Source organism: Glutamicibacter mishrai (assembly GCF_012221945.1).
In the GTDB taxonomy this organism is placed as follows: Bacteria; Actinomycetota; Actinomycetes; order Actinomycetales; family Micrococcaceae; genus Glutamicibacter; species Glutamicibacter mishrai.
This window is the reverse complement of sequence record NZ_CP032549.1, coordinates 1,608,558-1,626,211: the sequence shown is the minus strand read 5'-3', so window position 1 is coordinate 1,626,211 and position 17,654 is coordinate 1,608,558. Positions and strand designations below refer to the sequence as shown.

General features: G+C 60.6%; 15 protein-coding genes. 8 read left to right on the top strand and 7 right to left on the bottom strand.

Annotation, left to right across the window (positions count from 1 at the left end):
• The first annotated feature begins 40 nt into the window (after positions 1–40).
• Positions 41–847: an alpha/beta fold hydrolase gene (locus D3791_RS07685; RefSeq protein WP_022874622.1), complete on the top strand. Its 807-nt coding sequence runs from the start codon at positions 41–43 to the stop codon at positions 845–847.
• On the opposite strand, the gene D3791_RS07680 is transcribed toward D3791_RS07685, so the two are convergent.
• The gene (locus D3791_RS07680) at positions 844–1,872 is read right to left on the bottom strand and encodes a Gfo/Idh/MocA family protein (RefSeq protein WP_022874623.1); all 1,029 of its coding nucleotides are present in this window, start codon (positions 1,870–1,872) and stop codon (positions 844–846) included. The two genes, D3791_RS07685 and D3791_RS07680, sit on opposite strands and share 4 nt — an antisense overlap.
• Before the next feature lie 100 nt (positions 1,873–1,972).
• Positions 1,973–2,527 carry an XRE family transcriptional regulator gene (locus D3791_RS07675; protein WP_172511814.1) on the bottom strand — a complete coding sequence of 185 codons (555 nt, stop codon included), beginning with the start codon at positions 2,525–2,527 and terminating at the stop codon, positions 1,973–1,975.
• 77 nt (positions 2,528–2,604) lie between these two features.
• Here D3791_RS07675 and D3791_RS07670 point away from each other — a divergent pair, with 77 nt between their 5' ends.
• Positions 2,605–3,483, top strand: coding sequence for a DMT family transporter (locus D3791_RS07670; RefSeq protein ID WP_246242552.1), 879 nt, complete (start codon positions 2,605–2,607; stop codon positions 3,481–3,483).
• A 237-nt stretch (positions 3,484–3,720) separates the two neighbouring features.
• Here the strand turns inward: D3791_RS07670 and D3791_RS07665 are convergent, their stop codons facing one another.
• Both D3791_RS07665 and D3791_RS07660 read right to left on the bottom strand, forming a co-directional pair.
• The gene (locus tag D3791_RS07665; protein WP_022874626.1) at positions 3,721–4,515 is read right to left on the bottom strand and encodes a carbon-nitrogen hydrolase family protein; all 795 of its coding nucleotides are present in this window, start codon (positions 4,513–4,515) and stop codon (positions 3,721–3,723) included.
• On the bottom strand, positions 4,512–5,555 hold the full coding sequence (locus D3791_RS07660) for an aldo/keto reductase (RefSeq protein WP_172511813.1): 1,044 nt from the start codon (positions 5,553–5,555) through the stop codon (positions 4,512–4,514). Before D3791_RS07660 ends, D3791_RS07665 begins: the two co-directional genes overlap by 4 nt.
• A 193-nt stretch (positions 5,556–5,748) precedes the next feature.
• Between D3791_RS07660 and D3791_RS07655 the strand changes: the two genes are divergently transcribed.
• Positions 5,749–6,357 carry a TetR family transcriptional regulator gene (locus D3791_RS07655; RefSeq protein ID WP_172511812.1) on the top strand — a complete coding sequence of 203 codons (609 nt, stop codon included), beginning with the start codon at positions 5,749–5,751 and terminating at the stop codon, positions 6,355–6,357.
• Between the two features lie 91 nt (positions 6,358–6,448).
• Here D3791_RS07655 and D3791_RS07650 read toward each other — a convergent pair whose 3' ends face one another.
• Positions 6,449–7,885, bottom strand: a complete 1,437-nt coding sequence (locus tag D3791_RS07650; protein ID WP_022874629.1) for a cation:dicarboxylate symporter family transporter — start codon at positions 7,883–7,885, stop codon at positions 6,449–6,451.
• Between the two features lie 495 nt (positions 7,886–8,380).
• On the opposite strand from D3791_RS07650, the gene D3791_RS07645 reads away from it, so the two are divergent.
• On the top strand, positions 8,381–10,237 hold the full coding sequence (locus D3791_RS07645; RefSeq protein WP_172511811.1) for an ABC transporter ATP-binding protein: 1,857 nt from the start codon (positions 8,381–8,383) through the stop codon (positions 10,235–10,237).
• A gap of 88 nt (positions 10,238–10,325) precedes the next feature.
• On the top strand, positions 10,326–11,576 hold the full coding sequence (locus D3791_RS07640) for an MFS transporter (protein WP_172511810.1): 1,251 nt from the start codon (positions 10,326–10,328) through the stop codon (positions 11,574–11,576).
• On the opposite strand, the gene D3791_RS07635 is transcribed toward D3791_RS07640, so the two are convergent.
• Entirely contained in the window at positions 11,573–12,346 is a 774-nt protein-coding gene (locus tag D3791_RS07635; RefSeq protein ID WP_022874632.1) for an IclR family transcriptional regulator, read from the bottom strand. The two genes, D3791_RS07640 and D3791_RS07635, sit on opposite strands and share 4 nt — an antisense overlap.
• A 343-nt stretch (positions 12,347–12,689) precedes the next feature.
• Here D3791_RS07635 and aceB point away from each other — a divergent pair, with 343 nt between their 5' ends.
• Genes aceB through D3791_RS07620 form a run of 3 tightly spaced genes read left to right on the top strand, consistent with a single transcriptional unit; the run spans position 12,690 to position 16,418 of the window.
• Complete coding sequence (gene aceB / locus D3791_RS07630) at positions 12,690–14,321, top strand: malate synthase A (protein WP_172511809.1); 1,632 nt, start codon at positions 12,690–12,692, stop codon at positions 14,319–14,321.
• Entirely contained in the window at positions 14,318–15,571 is a 1,254-nt protein-coding gene (locus tag D3791_RS07625; RefSeq protein WP_022874634.1) for a DUF6986 family protein, read from the top strand. The genes aceB and D3791_RS07625 overlap by 4 nt, the downstream gene beginning before the upstream one ends.
• A 10-nt stretch (positions 15,572–15,581) precedes the next feature.
• Entirely contained in the window at positions 15,582–16,418 is an 837-nt protein-coding gene (locus tag D3791_RS07620; protein WP_022874635.1) for a bifunctional allantoicase/(S)-ureidoglycine aminohydrolase, read from the top strand.
• Between the two features lie 181 nt (positions 16,419–16,599).
• Here D3791_RS07620 and D3791_RS07615 read toward each other — a convergent pair whose 3' ends face one another.
• Positions 16,600–17,643, bottom strand: coding sequence for a CobW family GTP-binding protein (locus D3791_RS07615; RefSeq protein WP_172511808.1), 1,044 nt, complete (start codon positions 17,641–17,643; stop codon positions 16,600–16,602).
• Between the last annotated feature and the right edge of the window lie 11 nt (positions 17,644–17,654).

Here is a 17,654-nt window from a genome sequence, read left to right as displayed (position 1 = left end):
TATTACCCAAGATTGACTATGACAGAAGCGGACTTGGATTATGGCGAAATTTAGTGTTCAAGGCGCTGAACTTGAAGTGGAACTCAGCGATGAAGGCGGACATCCGGTAGTCCAGCTTCATGGCTTGACCTCCAGCCGGGCGCGGGACCGCGTGCTGAACATGGATTTGGGCCGGGGACTGAGTGGCACGCGGCTGCTGCGCTACGATGCCCGCGGGCACGGCGAATCCACCGGACGCACCGTCGTTGAAGACTACGAATGGCAGAATTTGGCGGATGATCTGCTGGCCCTGCTGCACGAGTACTTCCCGGGCGAAAAGGTCTATGGCGTGGGACCATCCATGGGTTGCGCCACCTTGCTCTACGCCGCGATCAAGGAACCAGAGCGCTTTTGCGGACTGACCCTGCTGCTTCCGCCAACTGCCTGGGAGTCCCGCAAGGCGAAGTCGCAAGCGTACCTGAACCATGCCAGGGTGCTGGAAACCGAGGGCTGGGATGCCTTTGTCCAAGCCGATATCAATCAGCCGGTCCCTCCAGCAACCGTCGGGAACCCGGTGACCCTGCCGGATAATTCTCCTCAGCTTCTGCCGACCATTTTCCGAGGCGCGGCTGCCAGCGATCTGCCGCAGCTTGCGGATCTGGCACGCGTCAATGTCCCCACGCATATCTTCGCGTGGACCGAGGACCCTTCCCACCCGGTGACTACAGCGCAGGCGTTGCTGTACGGGTTGCCCCAAGCGAGGCTGCAGGTAGCCAGCACCCGCGATGAGGTGAATGCCTGGCCGCAGATCCTGATGGATGACGTGGCGAAGCACGGAGCCCCGCATACAGCGGTGCCGATTCACTAGCCTTTGCGCAGTCGGGCCGCGATCTGGTCCATGGTGTGTGCGATCGCCAATGATTCATCCAGTGGCATGATGGGCGACTCGAGCACTTCTTCGCTGATGCATCGGGCGACGTGCGCGGCTTCCCAGCCTAAACCAGTGGCAGCGGAGTGCTCGGTGAAGTCTTGGCTGTCGGCGATGCTGCCATCCCCGTTGCGCAGCACGAGCCGTGAGCCGGCAAAAATGGGGCGCTCAACTTCCAAGGTCGCTTCGGTTCCGGCAATCCAGGCGGCCTGCGGCGAATCGGTTTCGATGCTGCTGAAAATGCTGGAGGTGGATCCGTCGTTGTTGGCAAGCACTGCCGTGAATGATGCGTCGACTCCTGTCTGGGTCATCCGGCCTGATGCGTGCAGCAGCTGTTTGGCAGGGGAGATCATGGCGCTGAAGGCGACAGGGTAGATCCCGACATCGAGCAGCGCGCCACCGCCCAGGGCAGGATCATAAATCCGGGAGGTAGGATCTACAGGGAATTTGGCTCCGAAGTCCGCGTTGATGGAGAGGATTTCGCCGAGCAGCCGTGATTCGAGGACCTGGGCGATCACGTTGCCGACGGGCAAGAGGCGTGACCACATGGCTTCCATGGCAAAGACGCCGGCCGTTCTGGCAGCAGTGATTACCTGCTGAGTCTGATCCGCGTTCAGGGTCATCGGCTTTTCCACCAGGACATGTTTGCCGGCGTTGATGGCCTTGATGGCTAATTCTGCATGGCCGCTGTGCGGGACGGCGATATAGACCACGTCCACTGACGGGTCGCCGAGCACCTGGTCATAGGAATCGTAAGCCCGGGTGTCGCTATCGCCATGGGTCTGGGCGAACTGCGCAGAGCGTTCTTGGCTGCGCGAACCGACCGCGGCGAGACGACTGGCGGTCAGGGAATTCAGCGAGGTCGCGAATTGCCCCGCAATCCAGCCCGGCCCCAGTATTCCCCAATTCAACGCCGGAGCCATGGATGGATGCGGCGCAGTTGGCTTGGGCAAGGCTAAGGACACGGAAGCTCCATCGGCAGGTGTTCGGGTGGCTGATAATCACCCTAGTGGCCTGTGTCTGTTTGCGAAAGAGCTCAGCAGTGTTGGTGGCTGTTTGGATAAATCAGCTCACGACGATCCGGGCAAAACGCGTCAGATGCTGGCTTTCATTGATGTAGGAGAAGTCTTGATTCGTGGCGAATGCGTAATGCTCGCCAGCGGTGCGCAGCACCGTTTCTTCTGTGGTCTTAATACGGAGCTCGCCTTCGACAACAAGAATCATTTCGGACCAGCCCGCAGGATCAGGTTCGCCGACGTAGCGTTCTTCCGGTTCAAGCGACCAGCTCAAAAGCTGCGCTTCTTTATTGGCTGGAACTGAGGCCATCAGCGTTCCCACGCTGTGAGGATGCTGCCCTCTCCATACGGCTTCGTTGATCGAAGAGCGCGGAGCCGTGGGCTCAGCGACCAAATCGACGAATGTCACGCCCAGGGATTCTGCGAGCCGGTCGAGTCCTGTGAGACTGATGTTCGCTTCGCCGGCTTCCAGCTTGATGACCGTGCGTCGGCTTACTCCTGATTGGTCGGCCAGTGCCGCCTGGCTCAGGCCCGTGGCTAGGCGTAGCCGGCGAACATTTCTGCTGACGTGGGTCAGGACATCTGCGCTGTCGCTCGTTTGCATGTGCACTATTATTCACCATAAGATTGTGCATTATGTTGCACAATAGGTTTCGGTGGCGCGCGTTCTCCCGCCAAGAAGTGGTCTTGGTCCTTGCCACAGTCATCTGGGGCGCAACCTTTCTGATCATCCACATTGCTGTGCAGCACAGTGGTCCATGGTTCTTCGTCGGAATGCGGTTTATTACTGCCGGCCTTATTAGTGCCCTGTTATTTGCGCGAGTACTCAAGGGCCTGACTCTGAAGGAGATAGGTGCCGGTGCGGCCATCGGAGTCATGATCTTCTTCGGCTACGGTCTGCAAACCGCCGGCTTGCAGACGCTTAACAGCAGCACCTCTGCTTTTATCTCTGCGCTCTATGTTCCGCTGGTGCCGTTGCTGCAATGGGTTGTCTTCCGTCAGAAGCCAGGACTGCTCACCTGGATTGGCGTGTCGCTGGCCTTTATCGGGCTTGTTCTCCTAGCCGACCCCGGCAGTGTCGGGCTCACCTTCGGCACGGGCGAGATCGTCACGATTATCAGCACGTTGCCCATAGCCCTGGAGATCATTCTTATTGGCTGGTTCGCCGGCAAGGTGCATCTTGGGCGCGTCACCGTGGTTCAGTTGCTGGTGGCTGGGTTTCTCGGGTTCTTGACCGTTCCGATTGTCGGTGAGCAAGTGCCCGAGTTCTCGTGGGTGTGGGTCATTGCTTCAGTTGCCCTCGGCGTGGCCAGCTGCATGATCCAGCTTGCGATGAACTGGGCGCAAAAGTCGGTCTCGCCGACGAGGGCCACAATTATCTATGCCGGGGAACCAGTATGGGCCGCGATCATCGGGCGTATCGCCGGGGACCGGCTGCCACCTGTGGCCATTGTCGGCGCGCTGCTCATCGTGGCCGGATCGCTTGCCAGCGAGCTGAGGCCCCGACGCCGGGACAGGTCAGTGATGCCAACACAAGCCCTGGAGGACATCGGGCAATAAACGGGTGGCTTATTGGATGCATGCCGGGAGGTACCTTGCGGCTCGGCGAGGATATTACGCGCGCTGCACTGCTGGTTTTGGGCAGTTGGACGCGATAAAAGACTGGTTTCTTCGATGCCCCAGCATGCAAGTGGAGCGCCAACCCGAACAGCAACTAGTGACCGTGCTTGAGGTGTGATTCAACGACGATGACACTGGCGACCCTGTGTGCAGTGACATCCTGTACTGGCTGACCCGCTAGAGTTCCACGGTATTGGCCAGCACCGGCAACTGTTGCCGGGCTTTTTCAACCACGGCCAGATCCAGATCCACCACGAGCAATTCTGGTTCGGCACCGGCTTGGGCAATGACCCGACCCAGCGGGTCCACGACGAGTGAATGACCCACGCCTAGCGGCGCCGTGCCGGATACCTTCCGCCCAACGCTTTCCGGATCAGCTTGGCCCACTGCCGCCACAAAAGTGGTCGAATCCAAGGCGCGGGCCTTGGCCAGAGTGGTCCACTGTTCAACTTTTCCTTCACCGGCGCCCCACGAGGCGCAGACGATGTTCACTGCGGCACCGGAATTGGCATGGCGGATGAACAGCTGCGGGAATCGGAGGTCGTAGCAGGTGGCCACACCAAGGATCTGTCCCTCATGCGAAAACTGCACTGGCGAATTTCCCGGGGTCACCGAGTCGGATTCAGCGTAGCCGAAGGCGTCGTACAGGTGGATCTTGTCGTAGTGGGTATCTGCCTCGGGACCCGCGATCAGCAGGGTATTGCGAACCCGCCCGCCCTCGCCGGGAGTGAACATCCCGGCGACGATGGTGATGCCAATGTCGCGCGCTTGCTGGCGAACCAGTGCAGGCCAAGGACCATCGAGAGCAACAGCGGCCTTGGCTAGATCATTGCCAAAAGCCACCTGCATCGCTTCGGGGAAGATCACCAAAGACGCTCCGGCTTCCTTGGCTTGCTTCGCGTGATCACGAATGGCCACGAGGTTGCGGTGTGGATCCGAGGTGCTCAGTACCTGGGCCAGTGCAATTTTCATGAGGCGCTGCCTTCTTCCGCCATCTGTACTTCTTCGCGTCCCTTGGACACGGACATGATGTCGGCTTGGCGCTCGCCGTCCACGCGTTCTGCCAGCGCGTTCAGCGTCGTCATTGATTCCTCGGAGAGGCGGATATCCAAAGCCCCAAGGTTCTCGTCAAAGTGGTGGGCGAAGCGAGTTCCCGGAATAGGCGATACCTGCACATTCTGGATCCGAGCCTGCTCATAAACCCACGCCAATGAGAGCTGCGCGGTGGTGATTCCTTCACGTTGCGCGGTTTCTTCGATGATCGTTCGCAATGGCTGGTTATGCTGCATCCTGGAGTCCTCGAAACGCGGGAAGTTCCGACGAACGTCGTTCGCATCCAGCTGATCGAGCGAATCCACTTCGCCCGTGAAGTAGCCGCGACCCAAGGATGCGTAGCTGACCAGGCCCACGCCTAGCTCGCTGGCCGTGGGGAGCAGCCAGCGCTCGATGTCCCGGCTGAAAATCGAGTACTCCATTTGAATCGCTGAAATAGGGTGAACCGCATGCGCTCGGCGAAGCTCGTTGGCGGTCACTTCGGACAATCCGATATGGCCCACCTTGCCGGCCTCGACCAATTCCTTGTAGGCGCCGACTGTATCTTCAATCGGGACCCGGCTATCAACCCGGTGGTAGTAGTAGAGGTCAATGTAGTCCACTCCGAGGCGCTGGAGGCTCTCGTCAAAGCATTTCTTGATGAAGGCGGGGTCGCCATTTGCTCGCGGGTCGCCCGGGTTCTTGGGTCGAACAATTCCGGCCTTGGTGGCCAGGGTGACCTCGTCGCGGCGCTTCTTGAGGACTTGGGAGAGCAGGGTTTCGTTGTGCCCCGCGCCGTAGATGTTCGCGGTGTCCAGGAAAGTGACTCCGGAATCAATCACGTGGTTCACGGTCCGCAAGGATTCCGCGTCCTCGGCGGCACCGTAAGCGCTGCTCAGAGACATGCATCCAAAGCCTTGGCCGGTGACCTTCAGGCCTTGCCCGAGTTCGATGCTGTTGATGCTTCTCTGCTGTTCCATGCCCGTCCTTCAACTGGAATTCAATGCCACTCTTGAGCCTACCGAAGTGGCAAGATGCGGGCACCATCATTGGGGAATTATTGAGTATCGTGAATCGGAAAAGATCCGACACGCCTACTGTATTCCAGTGCTGATATGGTAAAAGAGACGGGGTCTCATTAAAGGAGAGTGATCTCAGAGTAAAATTTTTGCCATGGGCAGCGTGGTGCGCGATCGGGTGCGCGAGAAGATGAAAACCGAGTTGGCTCAGCAGGTGTATACCGTTTTTGCTGAGCGCGGTTTGGAGAACGTCACTGCTCAGCAAGCAGCGCAAGCTGTAGGAATTTCGCGCGCGACCTTCTTCAGATACTTCTCCTCAAAAGAAGACGCCGTGGTGACCGCACTGCGATCCATGAATATGCATTTCTCCCAGATGCTCGAATCCATGGCATCGAATCCCAGCGAAAGCTTGCTCGAACTTCTGCGCCGGAGCTTTGAACCGACGGTTGTTGCCGCTGAGGAGGATCCCGAGGCGATGCGCTCGCGGGTTCAACTGGTGTGGAGCACCCCAGCGCTGCGAGCGCGCTGGCAAGAGTCACGTCGCGAACAGCAAGCCGAGCTTGCCCGGGCGTTGCATCCGTTCTGTGCCAATCATCGATTGGCGGACACCTCGGCGCTGTTGGCCCTAACCCTTTATGACCACGCTCTGGTGCGGTGGGTGGACTCGCGCAACGAATCCCTGAGAGAAATCCTCGATGAAGCTTTCGACTTTGCAGCCATGATTGACGACAAGTGGCGACCGGAGTCCCGAAGCACTCGCTAGAAATTGCGGTTGGTCTGAACGGCATTGGCCAGGCCTGCCGGAAACCCGGCAGGCCTGGCCAATGCTTAACGTGGGCGGTATTCCTGAAGCGTTAGTGTTGCGGGGCGGCTGCAGGGGAGCCGAGTATTGAGCCGGCTGAATGCGAAGCCTTTGTTCCGCAGTGTGAACAGGTAGCCTTGGCGGGCTCGTCTTCGCCAGTTTCGACGGGCAACGATGTTTCTTCCTCAAGGGTGTTCTCTCCGGCGAAAGCGCGCTTCATCGTTTCGCGGTCAAACTGTCCTTCCCACTTGGCCACCACGAAGGTTGCCACGCAATTGCCCAGCAGGTTCACTGCAACGCGCATGGAATCCATGATGCGATCCGCGCCGAGCAGCAGGGCAACGCCTGCTACGGGGAAGATGCCTAGTGCGGCTGCGGTGGCGGAGAGTGCAAGGAATGATGAGCCGGGCACGCCGGCCATTCCCTTGGATGTCAGCAGCAGGACGCCGAGCGCTGCCAATTGCTGTCCAAAGCTCAAATCATGTCCGAACGCTTGGGCAAGGAAAAGCAGGGAGATGGACAGATAGATGGCGGCGCCGTCGAGATTAAACGAGTAGCCGGTAGGAACGACCAAACCTGTTGTTGCTCGGGAGCAGCCTGCATTATTCAGCTTTGTCATGATGCGGGGCATCACTGATTCCGTGGATGCGGTGCCCAAGGCCAGCAGGAATTCTTCGCGAGTGTATTTGATGAACTGCCACAGCGGCACCCGAGCGAATGCCCACGCAACGATGAACAGAATGCCTATGAACAACAACGCCGCGGCGTAGCAGGCCAAGATCAGTTTCGCGTAGGTTCCGAGCGTTTCAATTCCGTACTGGCCGATGATGAAGCCCATGGCTCCGAAAGCGCCCAATGGGGCGACGCGCATGACCCAACTCATGATCTTGAAGATCAATTCCAGGACATTGTCGAAAATACCGATCAATGGCGCGCAGCGATCTTTTCCGACGACGACGATTGCTGCACCGAAGAAAACGGAGAAGAACAGTACCTGCAGGAGGTTGTTGTCGGCGAATGCTCCGAAGACGCTGACTGGGATGATGCCAAGAATGAATTCTGATGCGCTCTTTGCCTCGCCGGTCTTTTCTTGCACCGCAGTGCCGTCCAAGGTGGATGGATCGATGTTCAATCCTGCGCCCGGCTGAACGAGGTTTCCGATCATGAGGCCGAAGACCAGTGCGAAGAGCGTCGCGCAGGTGAAGTAGAGCAGTGCTTTGACGCCCAGGCGACCGACAGCCTTGACGTCTCCTACCGCGGAAATCCCTGTCACGATCACGAGGAAGATGAGTGGGGCGATGATCATCTTGATCAACATGATGAATCCATCGCCCAGCGGGCGAAGCTGGGAGCCGATGTTCGGCAGGAAATGTCCGATCAGGACTCCGGCGACGATGGCTACTCCAAGTTGAAAGAACAAGGAGGTGTAGAAGGGTTTCTTGCGCGGTAATTCGGCGACGTCTAAGTTGTCTGCGGAATTGATTTTCATGGCTGCTCCTGAGGAATTCTCGCTCCGAGATATGTGCCTGTGGCTTGGTTGGTGTCAACTGTAAGCCAGCGCACTTCCTTCCGCAATAGAAAACTCAACTTCCGCGATTCGGAATAAATTCATTCTGGATTGTGGAATGAAAAGCGCCCCTCACAAGTATTTTTATGTTTCAACGGTGTAAAGGAAGCCGGGCCAACCTAGGTCGCGATTGTTCAGATGGAAATACGGAAAAACATTGGTGATCAGTGGAAACCTGAGCGCCTGCGTAAGTGAAACGTGACAGCTTTCTAGGAACCCGTCGTCCGCGCTGATGACCAAAGGCGGCATTTCCGTGCATTGTCATCTTGGCGCTGGGCTTCGTCATTTTCGGGCCAGCCCAATGCCCCTTGTGGATCCAAATAAGCTGACCCTAGCTAGAAGTAGCAGGAGAGATGCTGGGAAACTAAGCAAGGTGGAACCCACCGAATCCCCGAGCAGGATTGCGAGCAAAAATTCATGAGCATGGAAAGTGCCGCCTGGCATTCGCTATGGAAGCTATCTGGCGACAAGGGGAAGGCCTATGCCTCGACCACGCCTAAACGGGTTCTGAAATTCGCCGCTGGGTATAAGACCCGGCTCATGGTCTTCGTCCTCTTCTCGGTGATCGCAGCTGTCCTCGCAGTAGTGACCCCGGTGCTCGCGGGCCGGGTGGTTGACGAAATCGTCGCACAGTCGGGCGTGCGCACCATTGCCAATCTGGCGATCATCATGGCGGTCATCGCTGTTTTGGATGCCATTACTTCCGTCATCGTCCGCTGGTTCTCCTCGCGACTGGGCGAAGGCATCATCTACGACCTGCGTACCGCGGTCTTCGACCACGTGCAGAAAATGCCTGTCGCGTTCTTCGCCCGTACTCGAACCGGTGCGTTGGTCAGCCGGCTGAACAATGACGTCATCGGTGCCCAGTCGGCATTCGCGGGGACGCTCTCTGGCCTGGTATCCAATACCGTCGCGTTGATCCTCACCGCCGCCGTCATGTTCACCACTTCATGGCAGGTCACCCTCATTGCCCTGGTGCTCTTGCCGATCTTCCTTCTGCCGGCCCGCCACTTTGGCAAATCCGTCGCCTTGCTGCGCCGCGAATCCGCCGAACTGAACGCCAGCATGGGCAACCAGATGACCGAACGCTTCTCGGCGCCGGGCGCCACGCTGATCAAGCTCTTCGGCAGCCCCAAGGACGAGTCCAAGGTCTTCGCCATGCATGCTGGCAGGGTCCGCGACATCGGCGTGAAGATGACCATGCGCCAGTTCTACTTCGTGACCGCGCTGACCCTGGTGGCCGCCTTGGCGCTCGCCTTGGTCTATGGCTTGGGCGGCATGTACGCGGTGCGCGGCGAACTGGCCGCCGGCGATGTTGTCACCCTCGGCATGCTGCTGACCAGGCTCTACACTCCATTGACCGCACTGGCCAACGCCCGCGTGGAAATCACCAGCGCTCTGGTCAGCTTTGACCGCGTCTTCGAGGTCTTGGACTTGGAACCGCTGATTTCCGATGCCCCAGATGCCCGCCGTCTTGAAGCGGGCGCCGCGGTTCCAGTGAAATTCGATCACGTGAATTTCTCCTATCCGAGCGCGGACAAGGTCTCGCTGGCCTCGCTGGAGGAGGTGGCGATTCTTGATACCCGTGGGGGCGAGCAGGTCCTGCACGATATCAATTTCGAAATCCCGGCAGGGCAGACTTTTGCCCTCGTAGGATCCTCGGGCGCCGGCAAGTCCACGGTAGCTTCACTGCTGGCCCGGCTTTACGATGTGGACTCGGGAAGCGTCCAGCTAGCGGGGCAGGATATCCGTCAGCTCAAACTGGATTCACTGCGCACCACAGTTTCGATGGTTACCCAGGACGGCCACCTCTTCCACGAAACCATCCGTTCCAACCTGACCTTGGCCCGCCCTGAAGCCACGGACGAGCAAATCTGGGAAGCGCTGGAACGCGCCCGGCTCAAGCCGGTCATCCAGGCGCTGCCCGATGGACTGGAAACCGTGGTGGGTGAGCGCGGCTACCGCCTTTCCGGTGGCGAACGCCAGCGCATGACCATCGCTCGACTGCTGCTGGCCGCCCCGCAGGTGGTTATTCTTGATGAGGCGACCGCCGCCTTGGATTCAGCCAACGAAGCTGCCGTGCAGGCCGCCTTGGCTGAGGCCCTGGAAAACCGCACCGCGCTGATCATTGCCCGCCGGCTCTCCACTATCCGCTCGGCTGACCAAATTCTCGTAGTGGAAGCCGGCCAGATCATTGAACGCGGAACGCACGCAGAACTTCTTGCCCTTGGCGGACGCTACACCCAGCTCTATGAAACCCAGTTCGCCCAGTAGCAGGGTCGTTGGCCCACTGCGCTCGCGTACTCTGGTGACGGCAGCAAAAACGTCGGTTGCCTAGAGGATGCAGGGAAGGGCGGGAGACATGATCGAGCTGACTCGCACAACGATTCAGAAAAGAACACTGTGGGTCCTTGCCATCTCCCAGATCTTCGGAACCATCGGCGTGGGCGTGGCCCCGTCGATCGGCATCCTGCTGGCCGAGGAAGTCACCTCGAGTGAAGCCTGGGCAGGCCTAGCCCGCACCGCCAGCACCCTCGGCGCGGCTCTGCTCGGATTGCCCCTGGGCAACCTGGCTGCGCGCTTCGGACGCCGTTTTGCCCTGTCAGGCGGCTGGTGGCTGGCAGCGCTCGGTGCGCTGCTATTGGTTCCCGCCGCCCAATTCCAGATGGTGATCCTGCTCTTCGCCGGCTTGCTGCTGATCGGCTCGGGATCAGCCATCAGCCTGCAGTCCCGATTCGCCGCCACCGACCTGGCTGCCGACGACCACAAGGGTCGCAGCCTGGCACTGATCGTTTGGGTGGGAACCATCGGCACGGTGCTCGGCCCGAACCTCGGGGTTCCTGGCCAGGCGATCAGCAACGCGACCGGGCTGCATGTCTACGCCGGGGCATTCCTCATTGCCGGTATCGCTATGCTGCTGGCAGGCTTGCTGGTCTTCTTGCTGATGCGCCCTGATCCGCTATTGCTGATCCGGGAGAACGACCGGTCGGCCGGTGCGGCTCTGCCGGTGCGACAGCGCGGCAGCCTCAAGCGCTTTGCCTCGGAACTGCGCAATAATCTCCGGGCGCGCTACGCGGTGGTGGCGATACTCAGCGCGCAGGTGGTCATGGTGGCCATCATGACCATGACTCCGATCCACGTCACCCATCACGGCGGTTCGGTGTCCCTGGTCGGCATCACCATCTCGCTGCATATTCTCGGCATGTACGCCTTGGCCCCAGCGGTGGGGTACGTGGCGGATCGCTGGGGCTACCGCTTCTCCATCGGCGCGGGCTTGGCAATCTTTGCCGCCTCCTTGTTGGCCGGGGGATTGCACCCGGAGAGCATGGGCTGGATCATGACCAGCCTGATCCTGCTAGGGGTGGGCTGGTCGTTCATCAACGTGTCCGGATCTGCCCTGTTCGCGACGGTCATCAGCAAGCAGGAACGCGCGTCTGTCCAGGGCGGAGTTGATGCCCTATCCAACCTTTGCGGTGCCACGGCCGCTTTTGCCGCCGGCCCGCTGATGGCGATCAGCTCCTTCTCGGCGCTGACGGTCATCGCCGCCATTGTCCTGCTTCCGCTGGCAGCGATGACGAGCTTGGTGCCGGCACGCGCCGGCGCGGAAAACTAGTCGGCCGCTGCCACCAGCTGCACGCCCAGTTCGCTGGCTGCGGCCTGCAGTACCGGCACAGCGGTTTTCATGAACGCTTCGTCAACGCGGGTGACCGGGCCGGAGACCGAGATGGCCATCGGGGTTGGCGCCCCGGGGACCGGAACGGCGATGCAGCGCACGCCCAATTCCTGTTCTTCCTCGTCAATGGCGTAGCCGCGTTCACGTGTGGCTTCCACATCGGTGAACAGCTTGCCCAAAGTGGTGATGGTATTCGCGGTTTTCGGCGGCATGCCAGCTTGGGAAACCAGGCGCTGCACCCGTTCGTCATCGAGCACCGAGAGAACGGCCTTGCCGACACCGGAGTTGTGCAGCATGGCGCGGCGCCCGACTTCGGTGATCATGCGCATCGAATGAGCCGATTGCACCTGGGCGATATAGGTGACCATGTCGCCATCGAGCACGGCGATGTTGGCTGATTCGCCCAGCTTGGTGACCAGGTCCTTGAGGACCGGGGATGCCAGTGCGCCCAGCTGGCGGTTGGCTACTTCGCCCAAGCGAATCAGGCGAGGACCCAGGGAATAGCGGCGATTGGGCAGCTGGCGCACGTAGCCGACTCCGACCAAGGTGCGCAGCAGGCGGTGGATGGTCGGCAGCGGCAAGGGAGTGTCGGCGGCCAATTCGCTCAGCGCCGCTTCACCGCCGGCGCGGGCGATGACTTCCAGAAGCTCAAATGCGCGTTCAACGGACTGCACGCCGCCAGTGGTGGACTTGCTGGTAGTCTGCGTCATCTTTGCTCCTCTAGTTAAGGCACTCATTTTGGAAGTAGCTTACGCGTAAGTTCTACGATGCGAAATCCTCGTCCCAACAATAGCCTAAAATCAGGCATTCCTTCCACGATCCGATATTTCGCCGACAAAAATCCGTGGTTGAGGCCACAAATACCCCTTGCGTTTTCATTTTGAGGATAATAGTATCCACTATACGGAAATCATTTGGATCGCCGAGATCACGAACTCGCAGCCACCGTCGCGAAGACAGCGCAGGTTGCAGCAAGAGAACTGGGTGCACGTCAAAGCATCCAGCAACGGAACAGAGCAGTACAGAAGAGCACAAGAGGTTAAGGAACAACTCATGAGTATTTCAATTACCAGCATCCCCGATGTCGCAGATGCCCAGCAGATCCTCTCTGACGAAGCCCTTGCTTTCATCCAGAAGCTGCACGAGAAATTCGCTGGAACCCGCGAAGAACTGCTGGCCGCACGTTCGGTGCGCCGCAAGGAATTCTCCGATGCCAAGTCCATCGACTTCGACCCAGCCACCGAATCGGTACGCACCGGCGACTGGAAGGTTGCCGAAGCGCCTGAGGCCCTGCGCGACCGCCGCGTTGAAATCACCGGCCCGGCCTCCCCAGCCAAGATGGCCATCAACGCGCTGAATTCCGGCGCCAAGGTCTGGCTGGCCGACCTGGAAGATGCTTCCACCCCAAGCTGGTTCAATGTCATCGACGCGATCTCCAACCTGTCGGCCGCCGCCCGCGGCACCCTGGCCTTCACCGATGCCAAGAGCGGCAAGTCCTACGCGCTGCGCACCGACGCTCCTCGCGCGGTTGTCGTGGTGCGCCCCCGCGGCTGGCACCTGCCAGAGAACAACGTGCTGATCAACGGCGAGCCTGCAGTTGGCGCACTGGTGGACTTCGGCCTGCACTTCTTCCACAACGCCAAGGTGCTCGCCGAATCCGGCCAGGGACCGTTCTACTACCTGCCGAAGATGGAGCACTACCTCGAAGCCCGCCTGTGGAACGAGATCTTCACCTTCGCCCAGGCCGAACTGGGCATCGACCACGGCACAGTGCGTGCCACGATGCTCATCGAGACCATCCCGGCCGCCTTCCAGATGGAAGAGTTCCTCTACGAACTGCGCGAGCACGCCTCGGGCCTGAACGCCGGCCGCTGGGACTACCTGTTCTCCATCATCAAGACCTTCCGCGAAGCCGGCGATGCGTTCATCATGCCGGACCGCTCGGCCGTGTCGATGACCGCGCCGATGATGCGCGCCTACACCGAACTGCTGGTGAAGACCTGCCACAAGCGTGGTGCCTTCGCCATGGGCGGCATGGCCGCGTTCATCCCGAACCGCCGCGAACCGGAAGTCACCGCAGCCGCCTTCGAGAAGGTCCGCGATGACAAGTCCCGTGAAGCCAACGACGGATTCGACGGCTCCTGGGTAGCCCACCCGGACCTGGTGAACATCTGCAAGGAGATCTTCGACGCCAAGCTGGGCGAGAAGCCCAACCAGATCGACCGCCAGCGCCCAGAGGTCGAGGTCACCGCAGCCCAGCTGCTCGACGTGGCCAGCGCCCCGGGCGATGTCACCGAGGCCGGCGTGCGCGCCAACCTCTACGTGGCAGTGAACTACGTGGCCGTCTGGCTCTCGGGCAACGGCGCGGTCGCCATCCACAACCTGATGGAAGACGCCGCCACCGCCGAAATCTCCCGTTCGCAGATCTGGCAGCAGATCCGCAACGAAGTGGTGGCTGCCGACACCGGCAATACCATCACCGCAGAATTGGTCTCAACCATTTTGGGCGAAGAGGTAGAACGCCTGCGCGGTGAGGTCAATAATGAAGAACACTTCAAGGCCTACTACGAGCCGGCCGCACAGCTGATCGCCACCCTGACCAGCGGCAAGGATGAGGACTTCGCAGACTTCCTCACCACCGGCGCATATGAACTGTTGGAAAAGGAATACGTGAGCAAGCCATGAACAACCCCTTCGATGAGTCCACGCTGGCCAGCGTAGAAACGCTGCTGGCCGACACAGACCAGCTGCTGGAACAGTCCTACCCAGGGGACACCGGAGCCCGCCAGCCCATCCACACCGTATATGTTCCGGGGGACAAGTACACCCCGGATCTGCCCGCGGCGTGGGGCCATAATGCCGTGGTGGCCGCCGGAGGCCTGGTAGGCCTGTCCATGCTGGCCACCAAGCTGGACCTGGCCGAACCGCAGCGCTTGGCCGAGTTGGTAGCCCAGAAGCTGGCCAGTGAACCCATCGAAGATCTGCGCATCGACTTTGAAGACGGCTACGGCAATCGCAGCGACGCCGAGGAGGACGCTGCCGTACTGGCAGCGGCCGACTCGCTCGCCGCGGCCGTGGCCGCCGGCAAGGCACCGTCCTTTATCGGCATCCGCTTCAAATGCTTCGAGACCCCGACCCGGGCCCGCGGCATCCGCACCCTGGGCCTATTCATCGCACGGTTGCTCTCCCACGGGGAGCCGCCCGAGGGCCTGCGCCTGACCCTGCCCAAGGTCACCACCGTGGATCAGGTCAAAGCCATGGTGCTTCTGGTGCAGAAGCTGGAGCAGGCCCACGGACTGGAAGCCGGCCGGCTGCATTTTGAAGTCCAGGTTGAAACCCCTCAGGTGATCATCGCCGCCGATGGCACGCATCCGGTGGCGCAGCTGATCCACGCAGGCGAAGGCCGCGTTTCCTCCCTGCATTACGGCACCTACGACTACTCGGCGTCCATGGGTGTGGCCGCCGGCTACCAGTCCATGGAACATCCAGTGGCCGACTACGCCAAGGACGTCATGCAGGTGGCCGTGGCCGGCACCGGCGTCGAGCTCTCCGACGGCTCGACCAACATCATCCCCGCCGGCGACCCGGAGAACATGGCCGAAGCCTGGGCGCTGCATGCACGCCTGGTTTCCCGACACCTGGCCCGCGGCATCTACCAAGGCTGGGACCTGCACGAAAACCAGCTGCCCACCCGATACCTAGCGACCTTCGCATTCTTCCGTGAAGGCCTGCAGGCGGCTGGCACCCGCCTGCGCAACTACGTCCACCAGATCAGCTCGACGATTATGGATGAGCCCGCCACCGCCCGAGCCCTTGCCCGCTACATCCACCGCGGGGTCACCTGCGGTGCGGTAAGCGCTGAGGAAGTCGCTGAACTAGCCCAGATCACCCTGTCCGAACTCGAAGCAATCGCGCTGAATCGCTCCCACGCCTAAGGATCCTGTCATGACTGTTCCCGCAATCGCGAACTCCTCGTCCTACTACGCTAACTTCGGCGGACACCCGTCGCAGAGCGATCTGCTCACCGACCGCGCCATCGTCACCGAGGCCTACACGGTGATCCCCAAGGGCGTGCTGCGCGACATCGTCACCAGCGTCTTTCCTGAATGGACCAATACCCGCGCTTGGGTCTTGAACCGCCCGGTAGCAGGCGGCGCGACCACCTTCGCCCAGTCCATCGTGGAAGTCGCCCCTGGCGGCGGAGCCACCAAGCCAGAGCCGCAGGCCGAAGTCCAGGGCTTCATCTTCGTGCTCACCGGCCAGCTGACCCTGGTCATCGAAGGCACCGAACATGTGCTTGAAGACGGCGGCTACGCCTACCTGCCGGCAGGCAGCAACTGGTCGGCACGCAACGATGGCACCGAACTGACCAGCTTCCACTGGCTGCGCAAGCGCTATGAGCCACTGGCCGGCGTGGACGCTCCGGGCCCAGTGGTTGGCAACGAGCGCGACGTCGAGCCTGGCGCCATGCCAGGCACCGATGGCAAATGGCGCACCACCCGCATGCTCGACCCGAACGATGTGGCCTTCGACTTCGGCGTGAACATTGTGACCTTTGAGCCAGGCGCCTCCATCCCGTTCGCCGAAACCCACGTGATGGAGCACGGTTTGTATGTGCTGGAGGGCAAGGGCGTCTACCGCCTGAACGGCGACTGGGTCGAGGTGGAAGCCGGAGACTACATGTCACTGCGCGCCTTCTGCCCGCAGGCTTGCTACGCCGGCGGCCCGGATAACTTCCGCTACCTGCTCTACAAGGATCAGAACCGCCAGATCGCGCTGTAGGCGGCGCAGCCAAGCTCACTCAAAGGCCAGTACCTTCCCTTCGTCGGGAAGATGCTGGCCTTTGGAATAACTAACAACAATTACAAGGTGGCAAGCCAACAATTACAACCAACCCACCTGGATCCCTGCAAATACGGGGATTTTGCAATCGTCCGCAGAGCCATTACTTGCAAAAATTGCTTCAGCTACGTACAGATTCCTCGTCGGCAACTCGCGAACTGAGGATCAACCGACGCTCAAGCCGGATGAGATCTTGCGAGGATGGTTCAGCGTTCGAAGGCTCCAACGCAGCACGTAACACGTCACCGACCTGTTGCTCATCCAGTTCCACTCCAACTGCCACTAGAGCGTCTTTTGCAGGATCAGAACCAGGCGTAGCCAGCTGGAGATGCGGCTGCCAGCCGACCATATTGATCAGGTAGCGCTGAACCCCGGTGCCAGTGCGAATCTTTACGTGGCCCTTGAGCCGGTAGGCATTCGCCGGGGGATTCTCCAGCAAGTCCAAGACGGCGCCCGGGTCCGCCGGTTCGGGGCAGGGAACAGTGACCGCGTGGGCGTGAGGTGCGTGGGTGTGGTCGTGTTCCGCGCGGGATACGGCGGCCAGCGGAAGTTCGTCTGCCGGGTCCTCGTTCAGTGCGATATCAAAGACCAGATCCGGGTCGATGGCTGCATGGCTGGCGGGAACGATGCTCACTTTCGGGTTGGCCTGGCGGACCCGATCGCTGATCCGGGCGAAGGTCGCCTCGCGGGCATCTTCAGCGATCATATCCAGCTTGTTGACCACCACGAGGCTGGCTGCGCCGAATCGGGCAGGGGCCATAGCGGCGGTGTCCACCGTGTGTTCGTGCTGTACCGCGTCGATGACATCGATGATGCCTCCGGGGCGTACCCCGGGAGCATTGCCGTAGCGCAAGAGTCGATCCACATTGATCGGGTCGGCGGCGCCGCTGGCCTCAACGATGATCGCATCCAGGCGGAGCTTTGGCTGGGCCAGTTTTTCCAGCAGCTCGTCCAGTCCGCCGCTGTCGGGCAGGCAGCAGACGCAGCCGCCGGCGATGGATTCGGCGGCATCAATCTGCCCGGTGATCAGGCCGGTATCGACGTTGATCTTGCCGATATCGTTGATGATCACGCCAACACGGGTGCCGGGCCTGGTCAATAGGCCGTTGAGCAAGCTGGTTTTGCCCGCGCCGAGGTAGCCGGTGAGCACGATAACGGGGATCAAGAGCGCTTCCT

What these genes read in the sequence shown, in the direction of transcription:
- D3791_RS07645 (WP_172511811.1), top strand. Translation starts at nt 8,381, where the DNA reads ATGAGCATGGAAAGTGCCGCCTGGCATTCGCTATGGAAGCTATCTGGC.
- D3791_RS07625 (WP_022874634.1), top strand. Translation starts at nt 14,318, where the DNA reads ATGAACAACCCCTTCGATGAGTCCACGCTGGCCAGCGTAGAAACGCTG.
- D3791_RS07640 (WP_172511810.1), top strand. Translation starts at nt 10,326, where the DNA reads ATGATCGAGCTGACTCGCACAACGATTCAGAAAAGAACACTGTGGGTC.
- D3791_RS07675 (WP_172511814.1), bottom strand. Translation starts at nt 2,527, where the DNA reads ATGCAAACGAGCGACAGCGCAGATGTCCTGACCCACGTCAGCAGAAAT.
- D3791_RS07655 (WP_172511812.1), top strand. Translation starts at nt 5,749, where the DNA reads ATGGGCAGCGTGGTGCGCGATCGGGTGCGCGAGAAGATGAAAACCGAG.
- D3791_RS07665 (WP_022874626.1), bottom strand. Translation starts at nt 4,515, where the DNA reads ATGAAAATTGCACTGGCCCAGGTACTGAGCACCTCGGATCCACACCGC.
- D3791_RS07650 (WP_022874629.1), bottom strand. Translation starts at nt 7,885, where the DNA reads ATGAAAATCAATTCCGCAGACAACTTAGACGTCGCCGAATTACCGCGC.
- D3791_RS07635 (WP_022874632.1), bottom strand. Translation starts at nt 12,346, where the DNA reads ATGACGCAGACTACCAGCAAGTCCACCACTGGCGGCGTGCAGTCCGTT.
- D3791_RS07685 (WP_022874622.1), top strand. Translation starts at nt 41, where the DNA reads ATGGCGAAATTTAGTGTTCAAGGCGCTGAACTTGAAGTGGAACTCAGC.
- D3791_RS07620 (WP_022874635.1), top strand. Translation starts at nt 15,582, where the DNA reads ATGACTGTTCCCGCAATCGCGAACTCCTCGTCCTACTACGCTAACTTC.
- D3791_RS07660 (WP_172511813.1), bottom strand. Translation starts at nt 5,555, where the DNA reads ATGGAACAGCAGAGAAGCATCAACAGCATCGAACTCGGGCAAGGCCTG.
- aceB (WP_172511809.1), top strand. Translation starts at nt 12,690, where the DNA reads ATGAGTATTTCAATTACCAGCATCCCCGATGTCGCAGATGCCCAGCAG.